Here is an 18342-nt window from a genome sequence, read left to right on the forward strand (position 1 = left end):
CAAAAGGAGGGGCAAAAAAAGAGCCATTATCGCTATCGCCAGAATGATACTCACCGCTGTTTACAACATGTTTGTTACCGGTGAAGAATGGAATCCGAGCGATTTGTACAAAATTGATATGCCACAGGAAATCCTGGAAAAACAGAAGGAGAAAGCCATTAAACAGGCTATAAAACTCCTTGTTTCCAATGGCGTAATTAAAACTCGCGATATTTCCCTGGCTTAAACAATTATTATTAAATTTTCGAGGATCCATAAGGGTCTTAGTTAAGTTTGCCCTTTTTACTGCTACGGATAGACTTTTTCACGCTAACCTCCATGAGCCACATTTGTGGCCACAAAATGTAATGAAAACTTATATCCTTTATCGCAATGTGGCGAATAAAGGAAGTTAATTGGCCATGTGCCAAATGAATTGAGCTCTTTTTAAAGCCTTTGGCACGACAAAAAGTATTTTCAATACTTTTTTATTTGGTAAAAGCATTGCTGTATGCCTCAAGCAATGCAAGACTTCCACTCACGCCCAGCAGGCTTTTGTTCAAAATGATTCTCCCCTCTGTGGGCAGAGAAATATACAGTATAGGAATGTCAAGCTCCTCTGCTATGCTTGTTTCCAGCTGGCTTCCAAGAATAATTTCAGGCCTTATGGCCCTGATTTTATCTTCTATCCTTCTGCCATCCTCTGAAAAAACAATTTCAATATTTTCAAATTTTTTTAAAAGCTTCTCTTTCTCGTGTCGCGGTATATTATTTGTGATGATTACCGACCTGATGATTTGTCCAAAGCCGTTCTCAAGGAATTTTGCCAGCGGGGCGGCTATGTAAGAAGGCCCAACCAGTACAGCCTCTTTTTGAATATGATGTCTGTAGTAGCCGGAAGCTAATTTTGACAGAAAATAAAGATACTTATCCCTTACCTGCCGCCTTATCCCGTCAAGCAGCTCCTTTTTGCCTACGTATACACCGGCCAGTCTTTCCAGTATTTCTTCAATACCTTCAATTCCGAAAGGAACTTCATCTATATAAATATAGGGAGTGCCGAACCTTTCTTCCAGATAACGGGCTATTTCAAGTCCCCAGCCCGTAAACACCACATTCAAGCCTGCATTTCTTATCTGCTTCCAGTTTTCCACGGTGCTTCTGTAACCAAACAGCGGATTTGCCCTGAACCCCGCCTCTTCAAGCAAGGTATACAACTCCTCCAGATTGCCCTCCCAATAGGGATCAAGATTGGGAGCAATGCCGAATATATTGATTAACTCCCTGTCTACGGCCGATTCAGAGTTATAGCTTTTGGAAAGACCTTCTATTATCCCTCTGGTTACTTTTACGTAGGCATCAAAGCTGTGGCCTTTAAATCCGGGAGTGCTGATATTTATAACTGGATACCCCTGCTCCGCCGCTTCCTTCGTCATTGCCCCCATGTCGTCTCCCACAATTTCCGAGGCACAGCCGCTGACTACCACATAAAGTTCACCTTCCAGTACCTTTACGGTATTTTTGATCTGTTCCCTCAGTCTGGCACTTCCACCGAAAATTATTTGCTTTTCCATAACATTTGTACAAGCCAGAGTGTAGTTGTCGGCAGCATATCCATTTGCAGCGTTTGATATATATTTTTCCTGAACTGCACAGCCTGCCGTCGAATGAATAATGGGTACAACGCCGCCGATTGCCTTTAAAACACTCACGGCTCCCTGCAGCAGGCAGCCATTCCTGTTAAATTCAATGTAATCTGCCATTACTTCACCTCCTGCTTGATATACCAGTTTGTATTTTTCTTCAGCCACCCGGCTTGATAAATGGGACGGTTTGAAGAATATTTGAAATTATCTGCAAAACCATGGTATTTTACCAGCTTATACAATTTTTCCGCAAAAACTATACTGCCCCTGTAGCCCAGAATATTGATATTCTCAATATTTAAAACCGGAATACCTTCAACAGCTATTGCGTCGGCAGCCAGATCGTTTCCTACAAATATTTCGGCTCCGGTTTTCTTCAAAATATTTATTTGCTCATAAGGCTGTCCCTCTCCAATCAGCAAAGATAATTCCGGATTTTTTCTGTAAAGCTTCTCCATATGCTTGAGATGTGTAATATCAAGATAGGGTACCTTTATACCGGTTATCTCGGCATTCAGATCCTCCAGCAGGCTGATTACGGAATTGGCATATTCAGGCTCACAGCTTAAAAAAACCCTCGTCCGGTCCAATTTATACTTTTCAAGGATATTTGCGGTGTACAGACTTTCTTTTTCAATCAGTTCCCTTGCCTGCCGTTCCTTTCCCAGCTGCTCACCTATCCCGGCAAGCCATTTATTGGTGGCTTTGATTCCTATAGGTGTATTTACCTCAATTTCAGGAATATCATATATATCCTTTAATACCTTTGAAAAGTAAGCTCCCTCACCTTTCTTGATTACCAGGTTGAACAATGCACTGCCCGCCCTTGTCAGATTCTCAAGCCTTGAAAATCCAGGGAACATATTGGTTTCAACCTCCAGAGCCTCCAAAAGCCGGCCAATTTCCTCAAGACTCTCCCTGTTTTCATTCAGAGAAATAACATTTATAAAATTTTGTTTTTCAGCTTTATTGGGAAGTAAGTACTTCACTATTGAATGAATGGCCACATCATAGCCTGTTACACCCATTTTTGATTTAAACCCGTCAGTATATACCGGAACAACAGGAACACCCAGCTCTTCGGTCAAATCCCGGATAACAGAGGCCACATCGTCATTGTTGATAGCAACTACCGACGTTGTCAGTACAAAAATTACCCCGGGATGATTTTCCTCATAAATACTTTTTACGGTTCTTCTCAACTTGATATCACTGCCCAAGATAGAGTCTTCCTCATCGATATTGGTCACTGCCCACATGGTATCCAGCGAGTTTATGTTATTGAAATGGTTTTGAATTATTCCGCAGCCCCTTGGCCCATGTATGATTATTCCTGCATCCTCAATGGTATTTATTACCTGTAAAGCATAGAGGATATCCGAATTTGTATCCTGAGAAAAGGTTCTGACACGCTGCTTCAGATTACCGTCATAAAATTCTCTTAATATAGCCTCTACTGTTCCATAATAAGCTCCGATGGCAGATAGTCTTTTTTCCCTGATTACCGGTGCCTTTCCTTTCAAAACATCCATATTGCCTCCATTCTCCGCCTGCGGCCATAACTGGAATATTAGTCGTATATTGATTAAATATTGGCATTAAGATCACTTGCCGTATCGGCCTCGATCTTTAAAATCCTGTCTCCCCAATCCTTTGCCCAGTCTCTGAGCTCGGTGACACTTAAAGGATTGGGTACCGCTGCCTCCTGGTCCTCAATTATATATTTTGCAAGAGCTCTGTACACGTCGGCCTGCTCCGAATCGGGATTTGCCTCTATGACTGTTTTTCCGTGCAGTTCACTCTGTGCAACAATTGATGACCTGGGGACATACTGGACTACTTTTGTTCCTGTCCTGGAAGCAAAATCGTTTATCAGCGGTTTTGCATATGGAGTGAGCACGCTGTTGGCAATAATGCCTCCCAGTTGAGCTCCTCCCGTAGGTGCATATTTACTGATTGCCTTGAACAGGTTATTGGCTGCATATACGGCCATAAAATCAGAGGAGCTCACAACATATACCTTGTCGGTTATCCCTTCTCTTATGGGAACTGCAAAACCGCCGCACACAACATCCCCCAATACGTCATACAGCACCACATCCGGCTTGAACTTTTCAAACAGGTCCAATTCCTGCAGCAGAGTGATTGCGGCATTTATTCCTCTCCCCGCACAACCCACTCCCGGAACAGGACCTCCGGCTTCAATACATAAAACCCCTTTGAACCCTACAACCGATATATCCTCTATTTTTACATTGCTGCTGTCCCGCAGGCTGTCAAGAACAGTCGGCAGATAATTTCCGCCCCTCAGTGTATTTGTGGAATCACTTTTGGGATCGCAGCCGATCTGTATAACCCTGTAACCCGCTTCTGCAAGCGCCGCGCTGATATTGGAGGTGGTTGTGGATTTTCCTATGCCGCCTTTTCCGTATATGGCAATATGTTTGATTTTTTTACTCATTTACATCATCCTTTTTGTTTTATATATTATGCTTGATTCATCAAACCTGTCCGGTCAGACCGATGCTATTTCCCCAATTCCTTTTGTGCCTTTTCAAAAAATCCGGTGTCCACAAGACTGTTTACCTCTGCGCTTTTTTCTATGTATTTATACTCAAGCAGAAAATCATTCAATTTCTTTAACCGTTCCTTATCTGCCTGTTCAATTCCTCCGTCCAGATTTACAAAGGTTTTGTCTCCGTTGGAATATACTTTTTCAACTACATCCAGAGGGATACTGTTTGTGGCAAAAGCCTTCAATGCCTCATCCCTGTGCTGCAGGGAATAGTCATAGCCGCGGATATATGCCTTCAGCAATGCGGTAACAACCTCGGGATGCTCCTTTGAGAATTTCCCCGAAGCAGCTACAACCAGCTGGCTTGCAAATTCAGGGTGACTTGCGGAGGTTGTTTCAATTACCTTTATGGGGAACTGCTTATTGATAAGATGGGCGGCAAAGTCAGCTGAAATCAAAGCGTCGGCGTTACCGCTGATAAAGGTGGAGTTCGCATTTGCCACGTCGTTTATCACTTTGACCTTCCCTGCATCGATCCCATAGGCTTTTACAAGATTGCCCCAATATTCATCAATAATCGTACCTTTCCCGACTATAACCCTCTTGCCCTCCAGATCCTTCGGCGTCTTAACTGCCGAACCGGCCGGCACAATTACCGAAAAATTATATTGGGAATCAACAATAGAAACGATGGATACATCAATACCTTTTGACTTTAAAACCACAGGAGGAAGATTGCCGTAGTATGCCAGATCGATCTTTCCTGATACAAAAGCTTCGTTTACTGCCGGCCCTGCCGCAGCAAAGCCCAGAACCTTGAGCTGATAGCCCACTTTATCAAGCTCTTCCTCTATATATTTCTGTTTATCGGCTACACCCCATATTCCTGACAGTTCATTGGATTCCTGTGCAACTGCCAGCGTTACGGTTTTCTTTTCAGTCTTTGAACCTGAACCGGCAGGTGTATTTTGCTGTGAAGTACTTTGCTGCGCTGTACTTTGTGCTGCCTGGCTCTGACTTGCAGCCGAATTTGAAGCACTTCCGGATTGTGAATTTACTCCGCAGCCCCCGGCTATAAATACTACTATTATAATTAATGACAATAACCTCAATGTAAGTTTTTTCATGAAAATTACCTCCTATGCAACTGTTTGAATAATTGGATTTTAAGTCAGATGGTATATTCGATTTCAATATTTTCATCCTGAAAGAAGTGGTTGTATATTTTTTTCTTTATATGTGCAAATTCAGTACTGCCTCTGTCTTTTAGAGAGGAGGTGTCAACATTGATTATTTCTTTAATTTCACCCGGTCTGGCAGACATTACCACCACTTTCTGTCCCAGATAGATTGCCTCATCAATATCGTGGGTAACCATAATCATAGTTGTTTTTTCCTCTTTCCATATCCTGAGGATTTCTTTCTGCATCTGAATTCTGGTAAGTGCATCAAGGGCTCCGAAGGGTTCATCCAGCAGCAGTATTTCCGGATTGCTTGCCAGCCCTCTTGCTATTGCCGCTCTCTGAGCCATTCCCCCTGAAAGCTGATTGGGATATGCTTTTTCAAAGCCATTGAGCTGAACTAATTCAATATGCTTCGAAATTGATTCTTCTTTTTCTTCCTTAGGCAAATTAAATAGTCCAAAGCCTATATTTTCTGAAATAGTCAGCCAGGGCAGCAGTCTATGCTCCTGAAATACCATTCCCCTGTCGGTTCCAGGTTCAACTATCCTTTTACCCGAGTAGGATACCTCTCCTGTCTCATATTCCACCAGCCCCGCTATGATTTTCAGCAAAGTACTCTTTCCGCATCCGCTATGCCCTACGATTGTAATAAATTCACCTTTGCGGAACTCCAGATTGATATTTTGCAAAACCGGGATATCTTCCCTGCCAACCTTAAAGGATTTATATAGGTCTTTAATTCTTAAAACGTGTTCCGGCATACATCCGCCCCCGTTCATTTTTTTAACCTCCATGTGCCCTATCCCTTGTTTCCTATCCAGGGAGTGGATTTCTTCGAAACAAAAGTCAATAATTTATCCATCACTATTCCCACCATGCCGATAACAACCATTCCCATAATCACTATATCAGGCTTCATCATGCTCCTGGCATCACTGATCCTGAAACCAATTCCTTCGGTGGATGCTATTAATTCCGCCGCGACCACCGCCATCCATGAAATTCCCAGTCCAAGTTTCAAACCCACAAATATTTGTGGTATTGCAGATGGAAGATATACTTTTCTAAAGGTATTCCAACGGCTCAATTTATACAGCCTTGCAACTTCTATGTAACCGGGAGGGGTTCCTCTGATGCCGCTGAAAGTATTGACCATTATCGGGAAGAAGGCTCCCAGAATAATTACAACTATCTTTGAAAGTTCATCTATACCGAACCATAGAATGATTAACGGAATCCATGCCATCATCGGAATCTGGCGTATTGCATTAAGTGTAAGGGAAAGTATGTGGTTGACGTTATTTGACATACCCATTACCGTTCCAAGTGTCACTCCCAGCAGTACTGCTGCAAAATACCCCTTTACCACTCTTGAGAGGCTTATTCCCAGGTCCTGCGCAAGCTGTCCCGAAGCCAGATTTTCCCTGAATGCATTCAAGACACTTTTTATGCTGGGCAATATGGCTTCGGGCGCAACTCCCCTGGCTGTTGCAATACTCCAGACTATAATCACGGTTACAGGTATGATGAGGCTGAGTAGAATAACTTTTATTTTTTTCATTATCTGAAGTCCCCCTAACTAATTTTGCCGGGCTGTGTGCTATAAAGTAATGGTACCCTCTATTAACAATGGTACAATACGTTTTTGAACGGTGAATTTGCCCTGCGGCGGCGTTGAAGCCGCTTGCAAGGCACAAAGCCTTTCTGCGCGTCTTTGCCTTGTCGCAAGCCAAATTCTCTCGTTCAAAAATCACCGACCTCACGCCGAAATATTTTGGCAATTTTCGAGGAGGATGGACGCAGCCTTGCTGTCGCAAGGCAAGGACGACAACAAAGAAAAGTGGCAAAATAGCCGGTGTGAGGCGTGTTGTACATTGTCAATAGAGGGTACGTACTCTCTCAGCGGGATTGGAAGCCTTGAAATCCAAAACCTTTATCCTTTCAGCCTTTACCCGGTAAATATTCAGATTATCAATTCCTGCCGACAGCTGGGGCCTCCGGTTTAATATAAGCTGCTTTCCCGTATTGAACTCTTCACCACCGGTAAGGACAGCTTTACCGTATAATGTAATATTCACAAAATCAGGTATTACCTGATTTTCGTGCTGGAATAAAACAGCAACGTCATTTTTATCCTTCAACTGCTTGGCTTTGCTGCTTTCTTTGGCTGTGGCAAAATAAATTTCCAGTTCCGATACCCCGTATCCGCCAAGAGTTCTTATATCGGGCTCTCCCGCCTCATTCACAGTTGCCAGCACCAGACTCTTGCTATTTTTTAAATAAGCTGTTATTTCCTCGTTATTAATTGACATAATATTATCTCCTCTTTCTTAACTTTGTTTGAATAGCTGTTTTACTGAGTGTATCCCTGCTTTTTAAATATTGGCAGGGTCTCATCCTCTATCTGATAAATTTCATGTGCAAAATTTCTATTGGGTGTGGCATTGAAAATTTCTTCATATGTACGTCCATATTTTCTGAGTATATCCGCATGCTTCAGCTGTACATCCCAATGCCAGTCCACTGTAGGTGACCTGTGACCCTCAAGCGGAGAACCTATGCCGGGAATCCAGCTGGATGCCACAGTAACTACTCCGATTGAAGCAAGATATTCAAGTCCCTCGAACAATACTTCCTTGGGCTGCAAACCACATACAAAGTTACTTCTTACCTTTCCCCTGCCAAATACCTGTACGGCATATTCTATTGCTTTTATCCAATTGTCAAAGCCTCCGCATTCTTCCACTTTTCCCGGACAAATAATATCAAAGTAGTTTTTGCCCCAGACTTCGGTATTAAACGCGATAGTACTGAAGCCTGCCTCCTTGTATTTATCAATCACCGAAAAATCAAGAGGGGCTCCGATGCATGCAGTACCGTTGAACTCCTCTCTGCCCAGTGCCTCCTTGATGCTGTCGGCCACATCCAGATAGTATTCCATTTCACGCCGTTCAGGCACAAAGCCCCCGGTAATTGTCAAATGACTGAAGCCTTCATCGTAGGCGGCTTTTACTGTCTCTCCTATCTGATTGGGATATTTCCATGGAGGCCTTTCCTCTCCCTTTTCCAGTCCTTTTGTCCCGTTCATGGTACAAAAGAGACAGGTCTGACCTTTATCCTTTACCGAACATTCGGTGCTGTAAGAAACAATAATACTTTTGTCTTCACTTCCGAATGAGCTTTCACTGGCAATGTTTCTCATACTGGCTCCATCTTTTGTGAACTTTGAGTAAAACTCCGGCGCCTTTGGAAAAGCTATATCCGATATCTTTTTATTTTTGTATGAAAGACCGAATACTCCTTCGTTTTCCTCGATTTTATACGGGGAATTTCTATCAACTACAATTGGTACGCCTGATCCATTTTCCAGAGTAAATGTATATGGCAGGTTAAAGTTCTTCTTTGTAACAAGCTCCTTATCCCAGGTACAATATTCCTGTTTCTTCAAAGTTCTGTCATTATTTATGAGTTTGTCGAAAATTCCCTCTTCATAGCTTACCCCTTCAATAAACAACGTTAATTTCAGCTTTAGCTCTTCGTATAATTTTTCCTTAAGACTTCCCATACAACCCCTCCTGCAAGTTATTATATTTCACATATATATTTACTAGGTTTCAACTGTCATTTCTGTTACATTAATTGTAGTATCATACGTTTTTGCAAACAATAGAGTGTCCATGCTCAATTCTATAAATGTCATGTATGCACGAATTGGCAGAAGCACTGCAATCATACAGCTGATCATATGTAAATCCGTTTCTGCGGAATATTTCGGACATTTTCATAATCAGATCCCAATGCCATTCAGGTTCAGGACTTCTATGGTTCTCCAGTTCGGAACCCGGATTCGGGCACCAGGCCCCTGCGAAACAAACTATACCTTTTGAGGCCAGATATTCCACTCCCTCCAGTGTTGAACGCTTTGGCTCCAAACCTGCCACAATATTGGAACGTACTCTTCCGTGGCCAAATACTTTTGCGGCATGTTCAAGAGAGGATTTCCAGTTTTCCCAGCCTCCGCTCAGCTGTTCCTTTCCGGGGCAGATAGCTTTGAAAATGTTTTTATCCCACAATTCGATATTTATGGCCAGTGTGCGGTAGCCTGCCTCTTTGTACCTGTCTATGATGCCATGGTCCTCCGGCGCACCGATTACTGCCGTTCCATTGAAATCATTCAAACCGGTTTCATTCTGAATAGCCTCGGCAACATCAAAATAGTAATCCATTTCACGATGCTCCGGAACAAAACCTCCAGTCAAAGTAACATGATGTCTGCCGGGTTCTTCATATGCCAGCTTTACTGTTTCGGCTATCTGCTTCGGATATTTCCACTTGATACCCTCCACATCGGCATATGTATTCTTTGTGGCATTAATATTGCAGTAAAGGCAGTCCAGACCTTTTTCCTTCAAATGGCATTCATTGCTGTATGTAACAAATACAACCCCCTCGTGATTATATACCGCTATATTCTTCATCTGAACTCCGTCACTGGTAGTATGACGGTAATATTCCGGCCTCTCCAGAAAGTCAATATCAAAAACCTTATTCCCGTTTTCTGTGAGAATATATGAGCCCTTGTCATAGCCAATGGAAAATCTGGATTTCCTGTACGAATTGAAAGGGAACAAAAACCCGTTTGGAGACCGGAAGCCTACCGGATGGGCAATACCTGCATGAGGCTCTCTGTCATATTCAAACATGCCGTGAACCTCTTCCTGATATTTTCCTCCCAGATCCAGATTTCTCAGCAGTAAATCAACTTCGTCAGTTATATTTATTCCCTCTACGGTAACTTCATTTTTCAGTCTTACTTCCTCATACAGTTTGCATTTTAAACTCATTTTCAGCAGCTCCTTTACATTAAAAAAATATCAGTCTTTTAGTCAAATTTCTTGGTATCATTAATTCCATAGCGGCCCAGAACTATCTTTCCGAATAATCTTATGAGCCGGTCCGATATGTACCCCATCAAGCCAAGTGTCAGCAGACCGACAAATATCCAGTCGGTCCTGAAATACAGCCTTGAGGTATATATCAGAAACCCGATGCCTTCCTTGGCTGCAAGCATCTCAGCTGCAACGATGGAGGTAAATGCCCCTCCAAGCCCAAGCCTGATCCCGGTAAATATATGAGGAAGTGCAGACGGGATCAAAACAGAATAAATAATCTGGAATTCCGAGGCACCAAGCGACCTGGCAGCCTGCAGCCTGTTCTTGTCAATACTGAGAACACCAACGATTGTATTTATCAGAATTACAAATACGGTAGCATAAAAAATAAGTATGATCTTGGATTTTTCACCCGCTCCGAACCACATCAGGAATAATGTCAAAAAACCTATTGCGGGAATAAATCTGAGAAAATCAATAAAGGGTTCGAATATCCTGCGCAACAGCTCAATTCGACCAATTATCAGACCCACGGGTATGGCAAATAAAATGCCCAGTCCCCATCCTGACAATACTCTTTGGGAGCTTATTAAAATAAACTTTATCAAGGTTCCGTCAAGTATTATTTCCTTTGCTCCTGCTATTGTTTCAAAAGGACTGGGTAAAAAGTCGACTGTATACGCCAGTGAGGCGATACCCCAGATACTGAATAACAGCAACCAGGTCAAAATGCCTTTCTCCGCTAAAAACCAGACGGTTCTTTTAACGTTATTCCCTGTACTGTAAAGAGCTTCTGGTTCTTTATTTACTAATGTATAGGCATCTTCCGGGTGCTTCACTTCATTTGATATAATATCCGGCTCAGTTATTTCTATTGCTCTCTCCACCTTCGATTCTCCTTTCCTGTGTACTGTACAAGTCAGACACAAATTTTAAATATTTTCCCCAAAATCAAAGTGTCCCTGTATCTGTTTGAACAACTTTACGAATTCGGGAGACGTTATGTTTCTGTGATAGGACAAATCATTATCATATATTTTATAAATGGTTGCATCGGGTGATTTGGACATAATGCTTATTCTCTGTCCTAAAAGTATGGCTTCGGTTATATCGTGCGTTACAAAAATAATAGTTTTACCGGTTTTCTGCCAGATCTTTACAAGTTCAATCTGCATGATCCTTCTTGTATGCGCATCCAATGCTCCGAAGGGTTCATCCATAATTAAGATTTCAGAATCATTGGAGAGGCTTCTTGCCATTTGAACTCTCTGCTTCATTCCTCCCGACAGCTCCCCCGGATATTTGTCCTCGTGGTTTTCAAGGCCGACCAGCTTAATATATTCGGACGATATCTGTCTGCGCTCCCTGGACTTGATTCCCTTCATTTTTAAGCCGTATTCCACATTTCCCCTGACAGTCAGCCATGGAAATATTGCCGAATCCGCATTTTGAAATACCACACCCCTATCCCGTCCGGGTTTTTTAATTTCAACACCGTCCAGTGTGACACTGCCTTCAGATTTGGAAATAAACCCGGCAATAATATTCAACAGTGTCGATTTTCCGCATCCGCTCGGACCAAGTATAATATGAAATTCTCCGCTTTTTATTTCAAGATTGATACCTTTGATTACATTACGGCCGGATTTTTTTATGCTGAAATCATTTGTATAATCCTTTGAGAGATTATCTATTTTAATGCATGTGCCACTGCTGATACTCATTTGCTCACCATACTTTCTTTTTATTATCGGTACTTGACAGATTGATTTTTTGAGATTGTCTATTTTTTATAGGTAATTGTATCCGGGAATACCGCTTGAAGAGGCTCTAAATATATATAATCCCTGACACTGAAATCATATTTGATCAATTTATTCCGGATTGACCATTTTGTAACACTGTCCAGCTGGTCCACATCCTGTTGACTCAGTCTGATATCAAAAATTGTATCTCCCAATACTCTTGCTATATTCTCTACAGGTATTTTAAAGTTATCTTTTACAATATTGGCAGCTTCCTCCGGATCAGCGTTGATTATATCAACTGCTTCCTTTAAAGCTTTCAAAAGACGCTGTACGCCTTCATTATTTTTTTCAAGATATCCTTTTTTGAGCATCAGAAATCCCTGCGGAGCAAATCCTATTAGACTGTAATCACCAAGATTTCTGCCTCCCAGTTCTTCAACCTGGCTGCTGATATCCGCTCCTGCCCAGATTGCATCGGCATCCCCTGATTTCACGAGTGCAAGCCCCTCTGCAGTGCTGCTGATATAAAGAGGATTTACCGATTTGGGATCAATACCGAATTTGGCATAAGTCTGTGCCCAGACATATTCATTTACGGTTCCTTTTTGTACAACTACCGATTTACCTGACAGCTCTTCAACTTTTTGAATATTGTCTTTGAGAACATATAATTTTGCTGCACTTAATTTATTACCGGCGATAAAAGAAATAAATTGCAGCTCGCTTGCTCCGCCCAGCCGGCTTACCGCCGCAAAATCCATAGCTTCGCCAATATCTGCCTGGTCAAGCTGAACAGCATTTATAGTATCAATTCCATATGCATAAGTCTGATAGTTTGCTTCGATATTGTATTTTTTCAGGATGCCTTTGTTTTTGGCAACCCAGAATGGATATGCAAAAGTACCTGAATCTACTGCAATATTGATTTTGAAGGTATCTTTATCTTCCGAACCTGATACTGCTTTTGTTGTAGAATTTGATTCCGTATTTTGTGCCGCAGCCTTCGAATCACTGTTTGAGTTGCTGCCGCAGCCTGTAATTCCACCCGACAAAAGGCTGATAATCATTAAAGCTGCAACTAGAAGCTTGAATTTTTTGTTTTTCATGTTACACCCTCGCTTTCTTTACTTTTAGTATTGAATTTAAAAATTTATTTTTTATTTTATGGAATTAAAAAAACTAAAGAATAATCACAGCATTTAACTACAATTACCCTTTAGTTTTCTAATCAGATATATTGGATTTTGAAAATATTCAATTCTTTTTGCCGCCAGTGTTATAAATGAATTATGTCATATAATTCCTCTATGTATGTTTATATTTATTATTATATTTACAATCAGGTTATACAACAATAGATTAAATTTAGATATTTAACTGACTATATTTGGATTAAGACCTGTAGTCCTGCCTGTTTACTATATACTCCTAAGGTTTATTGCTTTCATTTGCAAGATCGATAAGCTCGTTATAGGTTTTTTGTCCTCCTATATTCATGCTCATCTCAGAAGTAGGCCGGAATCCGAATTTTTCATAAATTTTACGAGCATTTTGACTTGCTGAAATAAGCTTCAGCTCGGCAACCCCTTTTTCCTGTCCCCAGAGCCTTACCTTTTCCAGAAGCCTTGTGGCCAGACCCCTGCCGCGGTATTCGGGTTCGGTGTAAACATCAATAACCCAGCCGTAATAACCCGGTTTAAACAAATAGTAGGGAAAATCCCTTTTCAGCAGCAATCCTGCAATTGCTGCAGGCTGTCCGTCCTTTTCCCTGTCACAGGCAAGGAAATGAAGCATATCCTTTCTTTTATATGCATCAGTATAATCCTGCAGCAAAGTGGAATCCAGATCGTCCCTGAACGCATCCCGCGGGACACCCGTATCACTGAAAAGTTTCTTTCTCATATTCAAGACTACGGGAATGTCCTTTTCCTCAGCTGCCTTTATTAAAAAGTCTCCATTTTCAAATTTCATATTTGCAGCTCCCTAACCAGTTTACATAATTCATATCAAAATATCCTGTTCGTTCGTCCTATTAGTTCATTCTATTCATTCATTTTTTCGTTTTAGCAAACTGTTACTCATTCCTGCCCATCAGCTTATTCAGGCTGTCCAGCAGATATTCTTCGGTCTTTCCCGGGGGCAGCGCCGCTTTCATGCCGTAAAGCGCCGCACTGTTTCCCGTCGAAGCTTCGGGATTGCTTTTTACTTCTGCTGCAGCAGTTTTTAAATCTTTCAGAAAACTTTCGGCAGCATTCTCGTGAGCCGGCGTCACCATAAAATGGAGACAGTCCGGATTTGTCTGCTGATCTATTACCCAGCCCTTCTCCTCCAGCTTATCTGCCAGGGCATGAATATTTATACTGTCTGAACCAAAAGCAAAGACGCCGGCTTCAGGTTTCCCGAGTATAAACAGTCCGGGAATTTCCGTTATACCCTTCTGCAGCTGTCCGGTTATGTCCATAACTGTGCGGGCCAGCTTCTGATAGCCCTGCCGGCCCAAATAGTTCAGAACCGCATAGGCGGATGCTATTGCACCGCCCGGCCTGGTACCCGTGGCCGACGGTGATACGAACAGGCCGCCCGGCCAGTCGGCATAGGCAAAATACTGGTATCTCCTCAAGGTGCTGTTCCGGTAAAGTATGACAGACACTCCCTTTGCTGCAAAACCATATTTATGCAGATCTGCCGAAATAGAACTTACACCCGGAACAGAAAAATCAAAGTCCGGAACCCGGTAACCGATATCCTTTATAAAGGGCAGGATAAATCCTCCCAGGCAGGCGTCCACATGAAACCTCAGTCCATATTTAAGTGCAAGCTGACCCATTTGAGCTATTGGGTCGACAATCCCCTGTGGATACGCCGGAGCTGACCCCACTATAAGTATTGTATTGGGTGTGATTGCCTGCTCAATTGCCTTTAGATCAGCTTTATACTCATCAGTCAGCGGTATATGCACCGCCTTGACACCAAAATAATGAGCTGCTTTTTCAAAGGAAGCATGGGCCGACACAGGTAAAATCATTTCGGGCTCCCTGATTTCCGGATGAAGAGCCCGGGCCTCATCCCTATATGTCTTAACAGCCATAAGAATACTTTCGCTGCCTCCGCTGGTCAGACTTCCGGCAGTCTCCTCACCGCCGTGAAACAGGTCGGCAGCCATGGACAGAATATGATTTTCAAACTGGCGCAGACTGTTGAAGACCGTAGGATTTAAGGCATTGGCATGGAAAAATTTCAAGTAGGCCTCTTCGGCGACTTTGGTTATTTCTTCGCCTGCATAATATACAAGACTCCAGGTCTTTCCTTCCTTCCAGTTTCCATCTTTTATTTTGAGTTCATCCATATTTGAATAAATTGTCTTCAAATCCGAACCCTCATTGGGAAATTTAAGCATAAGTTAACCTCCATGAGCCGTGTTATGGCTTTGAGCCGGTATAGCGGCTATCAAATAATAAAATTTTAACAAAGTCCTGTTACTCCCGTTAAATAAAATACTCAATATCAGTCTCAAATTCTGAAAAAAACTCTTCAAATATCTCATTCCTTATTTTTGTATACTCGGGATTTTTCCGGTTTCTGGGCCTGGGAACATCATTCTTGACAATCCTCTTTATGGTTCCGGGCCTCTGGGACATCAGAACAACCCTGTCGGCCAGATAAACAGCCTCGTCAATGTCGTGGGTGACCAGGATCATTGTGGTCTTTTCCTTATGCCAGATTTTAAGTATTTCCTGCTGCATATTTATCCTGGTAAAAGCATCCAATGCACCGAAGGGTTCATCCAGCAGAAGCATGTCGGGATTGTTCACCAATGCTCTGGCTATGCTGGCACGCTGCTGCATTCCGCCCGAAAGCTGATTGGGATATGCCTTGCCGAAGTTCTCAAGCCCGACTAATTCCAGATGCTGCCGCACCGTTTTTCTTTTGCTTTTTAAATTATTATTTTGTTTTTCTTCCGAAGCATCTCTAAGGCCAAATTCCACATTTTTCTCAACTGTCAGCCATGGAAAGAGCCTCGATTCCTGAAATACGAAGCCGCGGTCTACCGACGGCTTTCTTACTTCCTGTCCCTTAAACAGGCAACTGCCCGTATAGTCCTGCTCCAGGCCTCCGATTATCCGAAGCAGAGTACTTTTCCCGCAGCCGCTGGCTCCGACAATACATATGAATTCGCCTTTTGAAATGGTAAGGTTTATATTGTTCAAAACCTGAAGCATACCCGAATCAATTGTAAAATTGATATTCAAATTTTTTATTTCAAGAATTTCTTTATTTGCATCAGTCATCAGGTTAACCTCCGTTTTACCGATTGATATTTATAACACACAGACGGTGAATATTTATTTGCTTGTTATATTCCATTTCAAAACCAGCCTTTCAACCGCCCTGAGCAGTATATCAAGCAGCAGTCCCACAATTCCTATTGAAATAACTCCTGCCAGCATTACATCAGGCTGGGATAACTGTCCCGCATACGAAATAAGATAACCTATGCCTGAGGAAGCAGCTATCAACTCGGCGCCAACAACACTCATCCAGGCTATTCCCAGACCTATACGTATTCCTGTAAATATGGCAGGAAGAGCAGATGGAAAAATAACTCTAAGCAGGATCCTGGCAGGACTTTTTTCTAAAGAATATGCCACCTCGAGATATTTTTTGTCGGTGCTTTGGATACCGTAAACAGTATTAAGCATTACAGGAAAAAACGTACCGAAAGCTATCACCGTTACTTTGGATGATTCGTCAATCCCCATCCAGAGAATTAATATGGGAACCCATGCAATTATTGGAATGGGTCTGATTATTCCAAAAACCAGAGTCATGGCACTTTCAAATTTTCTTATGAGACCCATAAGTGTTCCTGCAGTTATACCCAGTAAGCATCCCACCAGATATCCTTTTATTACCCGAAGCAGACTTACGCTCAAATGCTGAAACAATTCTCCGCTCTGTGCCATAGAAGCCAGTGTTCCGCCTATGGTAAAAGGTGAAGGCAATACAGACGCATTAATTTTGCCGTTTTCACTGGCTATTTGCCAGGCTGCCACTATCACCACAGGTGTCAGAAACATCAATAAAATATTCAGGCGTTTATCAAAGTGGCTTATTTTAGTGTTCATTTTGAAACTCATATACATTTCACCCCTTAAATAGCGCAGGCAGGATGAATACATATTCACCCTGCTCAGGCGGTATTTCTATAGATTTAATTACGGCTGAAACCATGTAGTGATTTTTTCAGAATTAATATAGAGCCTACTTCTGAATGCCTGCCAATTTTAAATATTGGGTATCAATAAGTGCATCCACGTCCACATCTTTCTTGATAATCTGATATTTTCTCAAGAATTCCTGGGATTTCTTTATTGAATCAATATCTTCGGCATTTAAGCCTATATCATCCACAACCACTTTTGAAAACATGGGTGCTAAAACACTCGGGTCAACACCGGCATCGGTACCGACTATCTTAAGTGCCTCCTCCTGATTTTGCGCAACCCATTTTCCGGCCTTGTCAAGCACCTTCAGAATTCTGGCAGTTACATCAGGATGCTGCTGCAAAAACGGGTTATTTGCAATAATAACATCAACTTCCTTTTTATAACCCACGCCGTCGGCCAATTTATCTGTAACTCCCTTTGCAAGAGTCATGCTGGCATAGGGTTCCCAGGTAACCGCCGCGTCAACATTTCCCGACACCAGACTTGAGACTATGTCACCGGGCATCAGATTTACCTGCTGAATGTCTGCCGGCTTAAGACCTGCTGATTCCAGATATATGTACAGCAACTGATGGCAGGTTGAACCTATAGTAACACCAATCTTTTTGCCTTTTAGCTCCGCTATGGTTTTTATTCCTGAATCTTTGGTTACAAGCAGGCTGTTAACCTGATCGGAACTGATATATTTTCCCACTATTTTAATATCTACATTATTTGCCCTTGCCGAAAGCGCAGGTATGTCGCCTGTTTGGCCGAAATCCAGCTCCCCTGCCGTCAGAGAGGTGATCAGCGCAGGACCTGACTGAAATTTGCTGAATTGAAAAGTAATATTGTCCTTTTCAAATTCTTCCTTGAAGAAACCTTTTTTATCTGCTATTACAACCTGTGAATGTCCCGGCTGATAACCGTATTTAACAACTATATTTTTATCTGCAGAGGTTCCCTGTTCACTGCTCTGTGCAGAGGCACCGGCAGCCGGAGACTGTGATGCACCTGCCTGAGTCGTTGAAACGGCAGAGCTTTGTGTCGTTGCTGCCGACTTTGTATCACCGGAGGTATTACCGCATCCCGCTGTTGCTGTAATGAGTAATAAAGATAAAGATGTTGATAATATTCTTTTTATAATTTTATTTTTTAGCATGGAAATGCC

Annotated in this window: 17 protein-coding genes and 1 pseudogene; 1 reads left to right on the forward strand and 17 read right to left on the reverse strand. The window is 42.3% G+C overall.

All coding sequences use genetic code 11. The features are described 5' to 3' along the window. Positions 1-226 (forward strand): annotated as a pseudogene (locus T344_RS28175) (IS110 family RNA-guided transposase); the annotation flags it as partial. 241 nt (positions 227-467) lie between these two features. Here the strand turns inward: T344_RS28175 and T344_RS28180 are convergent. From T344_RS28180 to T344_RS0112810, 17 genes are all read right to left on the reverse strand, one after another. Continuing rightward, the gene (locus T344_RS28180) at positions 468-1742 is read right to left on the reverse strand and encodes a nitrogenase component 1 (protein ID WP_034861385.1); all 1275 of its coding nucleotides are present in this window, start codon (positions 1740-1742) and stop codon (positions 468-470) included. Continuing rightward, positions 1742-3157: a nitrogenase component 1 gene (locus T344_RS0112735; RefSeq protein ID WP_027629032.1), complete on the reverse strand. Its 1416-nt coding sequence runs from the start codon at positions 3155-3157 to the stop codon at positions 1742-1744. The genes T344_RS28180 and T344_RS0112735 overlap by 1 nt, the downstream gene beginning before the upstream one ends. 53 nt (positions 3158-3210) lie before the next feature. Then, a complete protein-coding gene (locus T344_RS0112740) occupies positions 3211-4086 on the reverse strand; it encodes a nucleotide-binding protein (protein WP_027629033.1) in 876 nt (291 codons plus the stop codon). A 65-nt stretch (positions 4087-4151) separates the two neighbouring features. Continuing rightward, the gene (locus T344_RS28185) at positions 4152-5267 is read right to left on the reverse strand and encodes an ABC transporter substrate-binding protein (RefSeq protein WP_051571836.1); all 1116 of its coding nucleotides are present in this window, start codon (positions 5265-5267) and stop codon (positions 4152-4154) included. Between the two features lie 44 nt (positions 5268-5311). After that, positions 5312-6085, reverse strand: a complete 774-nt coding sequence (locus tag T344_RS0112750; RefSeq protein ID WP_027629034.1) for an ABC transporter ATP-binding protein — start codon at positions 6083-6085, stop codon at positions 5312-5314. Positions 6086-6123: 38 nt separating this feature from the next. Further along, positions 6124-6885 carry an ABC transporter permease gene (locus T344_RS0112755; RefSeq protein ID WP_027629035.1) on the reverse strand — a complete coding sequence of 254 codons (762 nt, stop codon included), beginning with the start codon at positions 6883-6885 and terminating at the stop codon, positions 6124-6126. 316 nt (positions 6886-7201) lie between these two features. Next, positions 7202-7636 carry a pyridoxamine 5'-phosphate oxidase family protein gene (locus tag T344_RS0112760; protein WP_027629036.1) on the reverse strand — a complete coding sequence of 145 codons (435 nt, stop codon included), beginning with the start codon at positions 7634-7636 and terminating at the stop codon, positions 7202-7204. 41 nt (positions 7637-7677) lie between these two features. After that, positions 7678-8889, reverse strand: a complete 1212-nt coding sequence (locus T344_RS0112765) for a radical SAM protein (protein WP_027629037.1) — start codon at positions 8887-8889, stop codon at positions 7678-7680. 82 nt (positions 8890-8971) lie between these two features. Further along, a complete protein-coding gene (locus T344_RS0112770) occupies positions 8972-10168 on the reverse strand; it encodes a radical SAM protein (RefSeq protein ID WP_027629038.1) in 1197 nt (398 codons plus the stop codon). A gap of 38 nt (positions 10169-10206) precedes the next feature. Continuing rightward, complete coding sequence (locus T344_RS0112775; RefSeq protein ID WP_084331215.1) at positions 10207-11103, reverse strand: ABC transporter permease; 897 nt, start codon at positions 11101-11103, stop codon at positions 10207-10209. A gap of 45 nt (positions 11104-11148) precedes the next feature. Beyond that, a complete protein-coding gene (locus T344_RS0112780) occupies positions 11149-11940 on the reverse strand; it encodes an ABC transporter ATP-binding protein (protein ID WP_027629040.1) in 792 nt (263 codons plus the stop codon). A 59-nt stretch (positions 11941-11999) separates the two neighbouring features. Then, positions 12000-13070 carry an ABC transporter substrate-binding protein gene (locus T344_RS0112785; protein WP_027629041.1) on the reverse strand — a complete coding sequence of 357 codons (1071 nt, stop codon included), beginning with the start codon at positions 13068-13070 and terminating at the stop codon, positions 12000-12002. Positions 13071-13392: 322 nt separating this feature from the next. Beyond that, positions 13393-13935, reverse strand: coding sequence for a GNAT family N-acetyltransferase (locus tag T344_RS28190; RefSeq protein ID WP_051571838.1), 543 nt, complete (start codon positions 13933-13935; stop codon positions 13393-13395). Positions 13936-14038: 103 nt separating this feature from the next. Then, complete coding sequence (locus tag T344_RS0112795) at positions 14039-15361, reverse strand: pyridoxal phosphate-dependent decarboxylase family protein (protein ID WP_027629042.1); 1323 nt, start codon at positions 15359-15361, stop codon at positions 14039-14041. Positions 15362-15449: 88 nt separating this feature from the next. Beyond that, on the reverse strand, positions 15450-16253 hold the full coding sequence (locus T344_RS0112800; RefSeq protein WP_027629043.1) for an ABC transporter ATP-binding protein: 804 nt from the start codon (positions 16251-16253) through the stop codon (positions 15450-15452). Positions 16254-16307: 54 nt separating this feature from the next. Beyond that, a complete protein-coding gene (locus T344_RS0112805; RefSeq protein ID WP_340140760.1) occupies positions 16308-17102 on the reverse strand; it encodes an ABC transporter permease in 795 nt (264 codons plus the stop codon). Between the two features lie 124 nt (positions 17103-17226). Then, the gene (locus T344_RS0112810; protein WP_051571841.1) at positions 17227-18333 is read right to left on the reverse strand and encodes an ABC transporter substrate-binding protein; all 1107 of its coding nucleotides are present in this window, start codon (positions 18331-18333) and stop codon (positions 17227-17229) included. Positions 18334-18342 lie beyond the last annotated feature (9 nt).

This window comes from Ruminiclostridium cellobioparum DSM 1351 = ATCC 15832 (assembly GCF_000621505.1).
Taxonomy (GTDB): Bacteria; Bacillota; Clostridia; order Acetivibrionales; family DSM-1351; genus Ruminiclostridium; species Ruminiclostridium cellobioparum.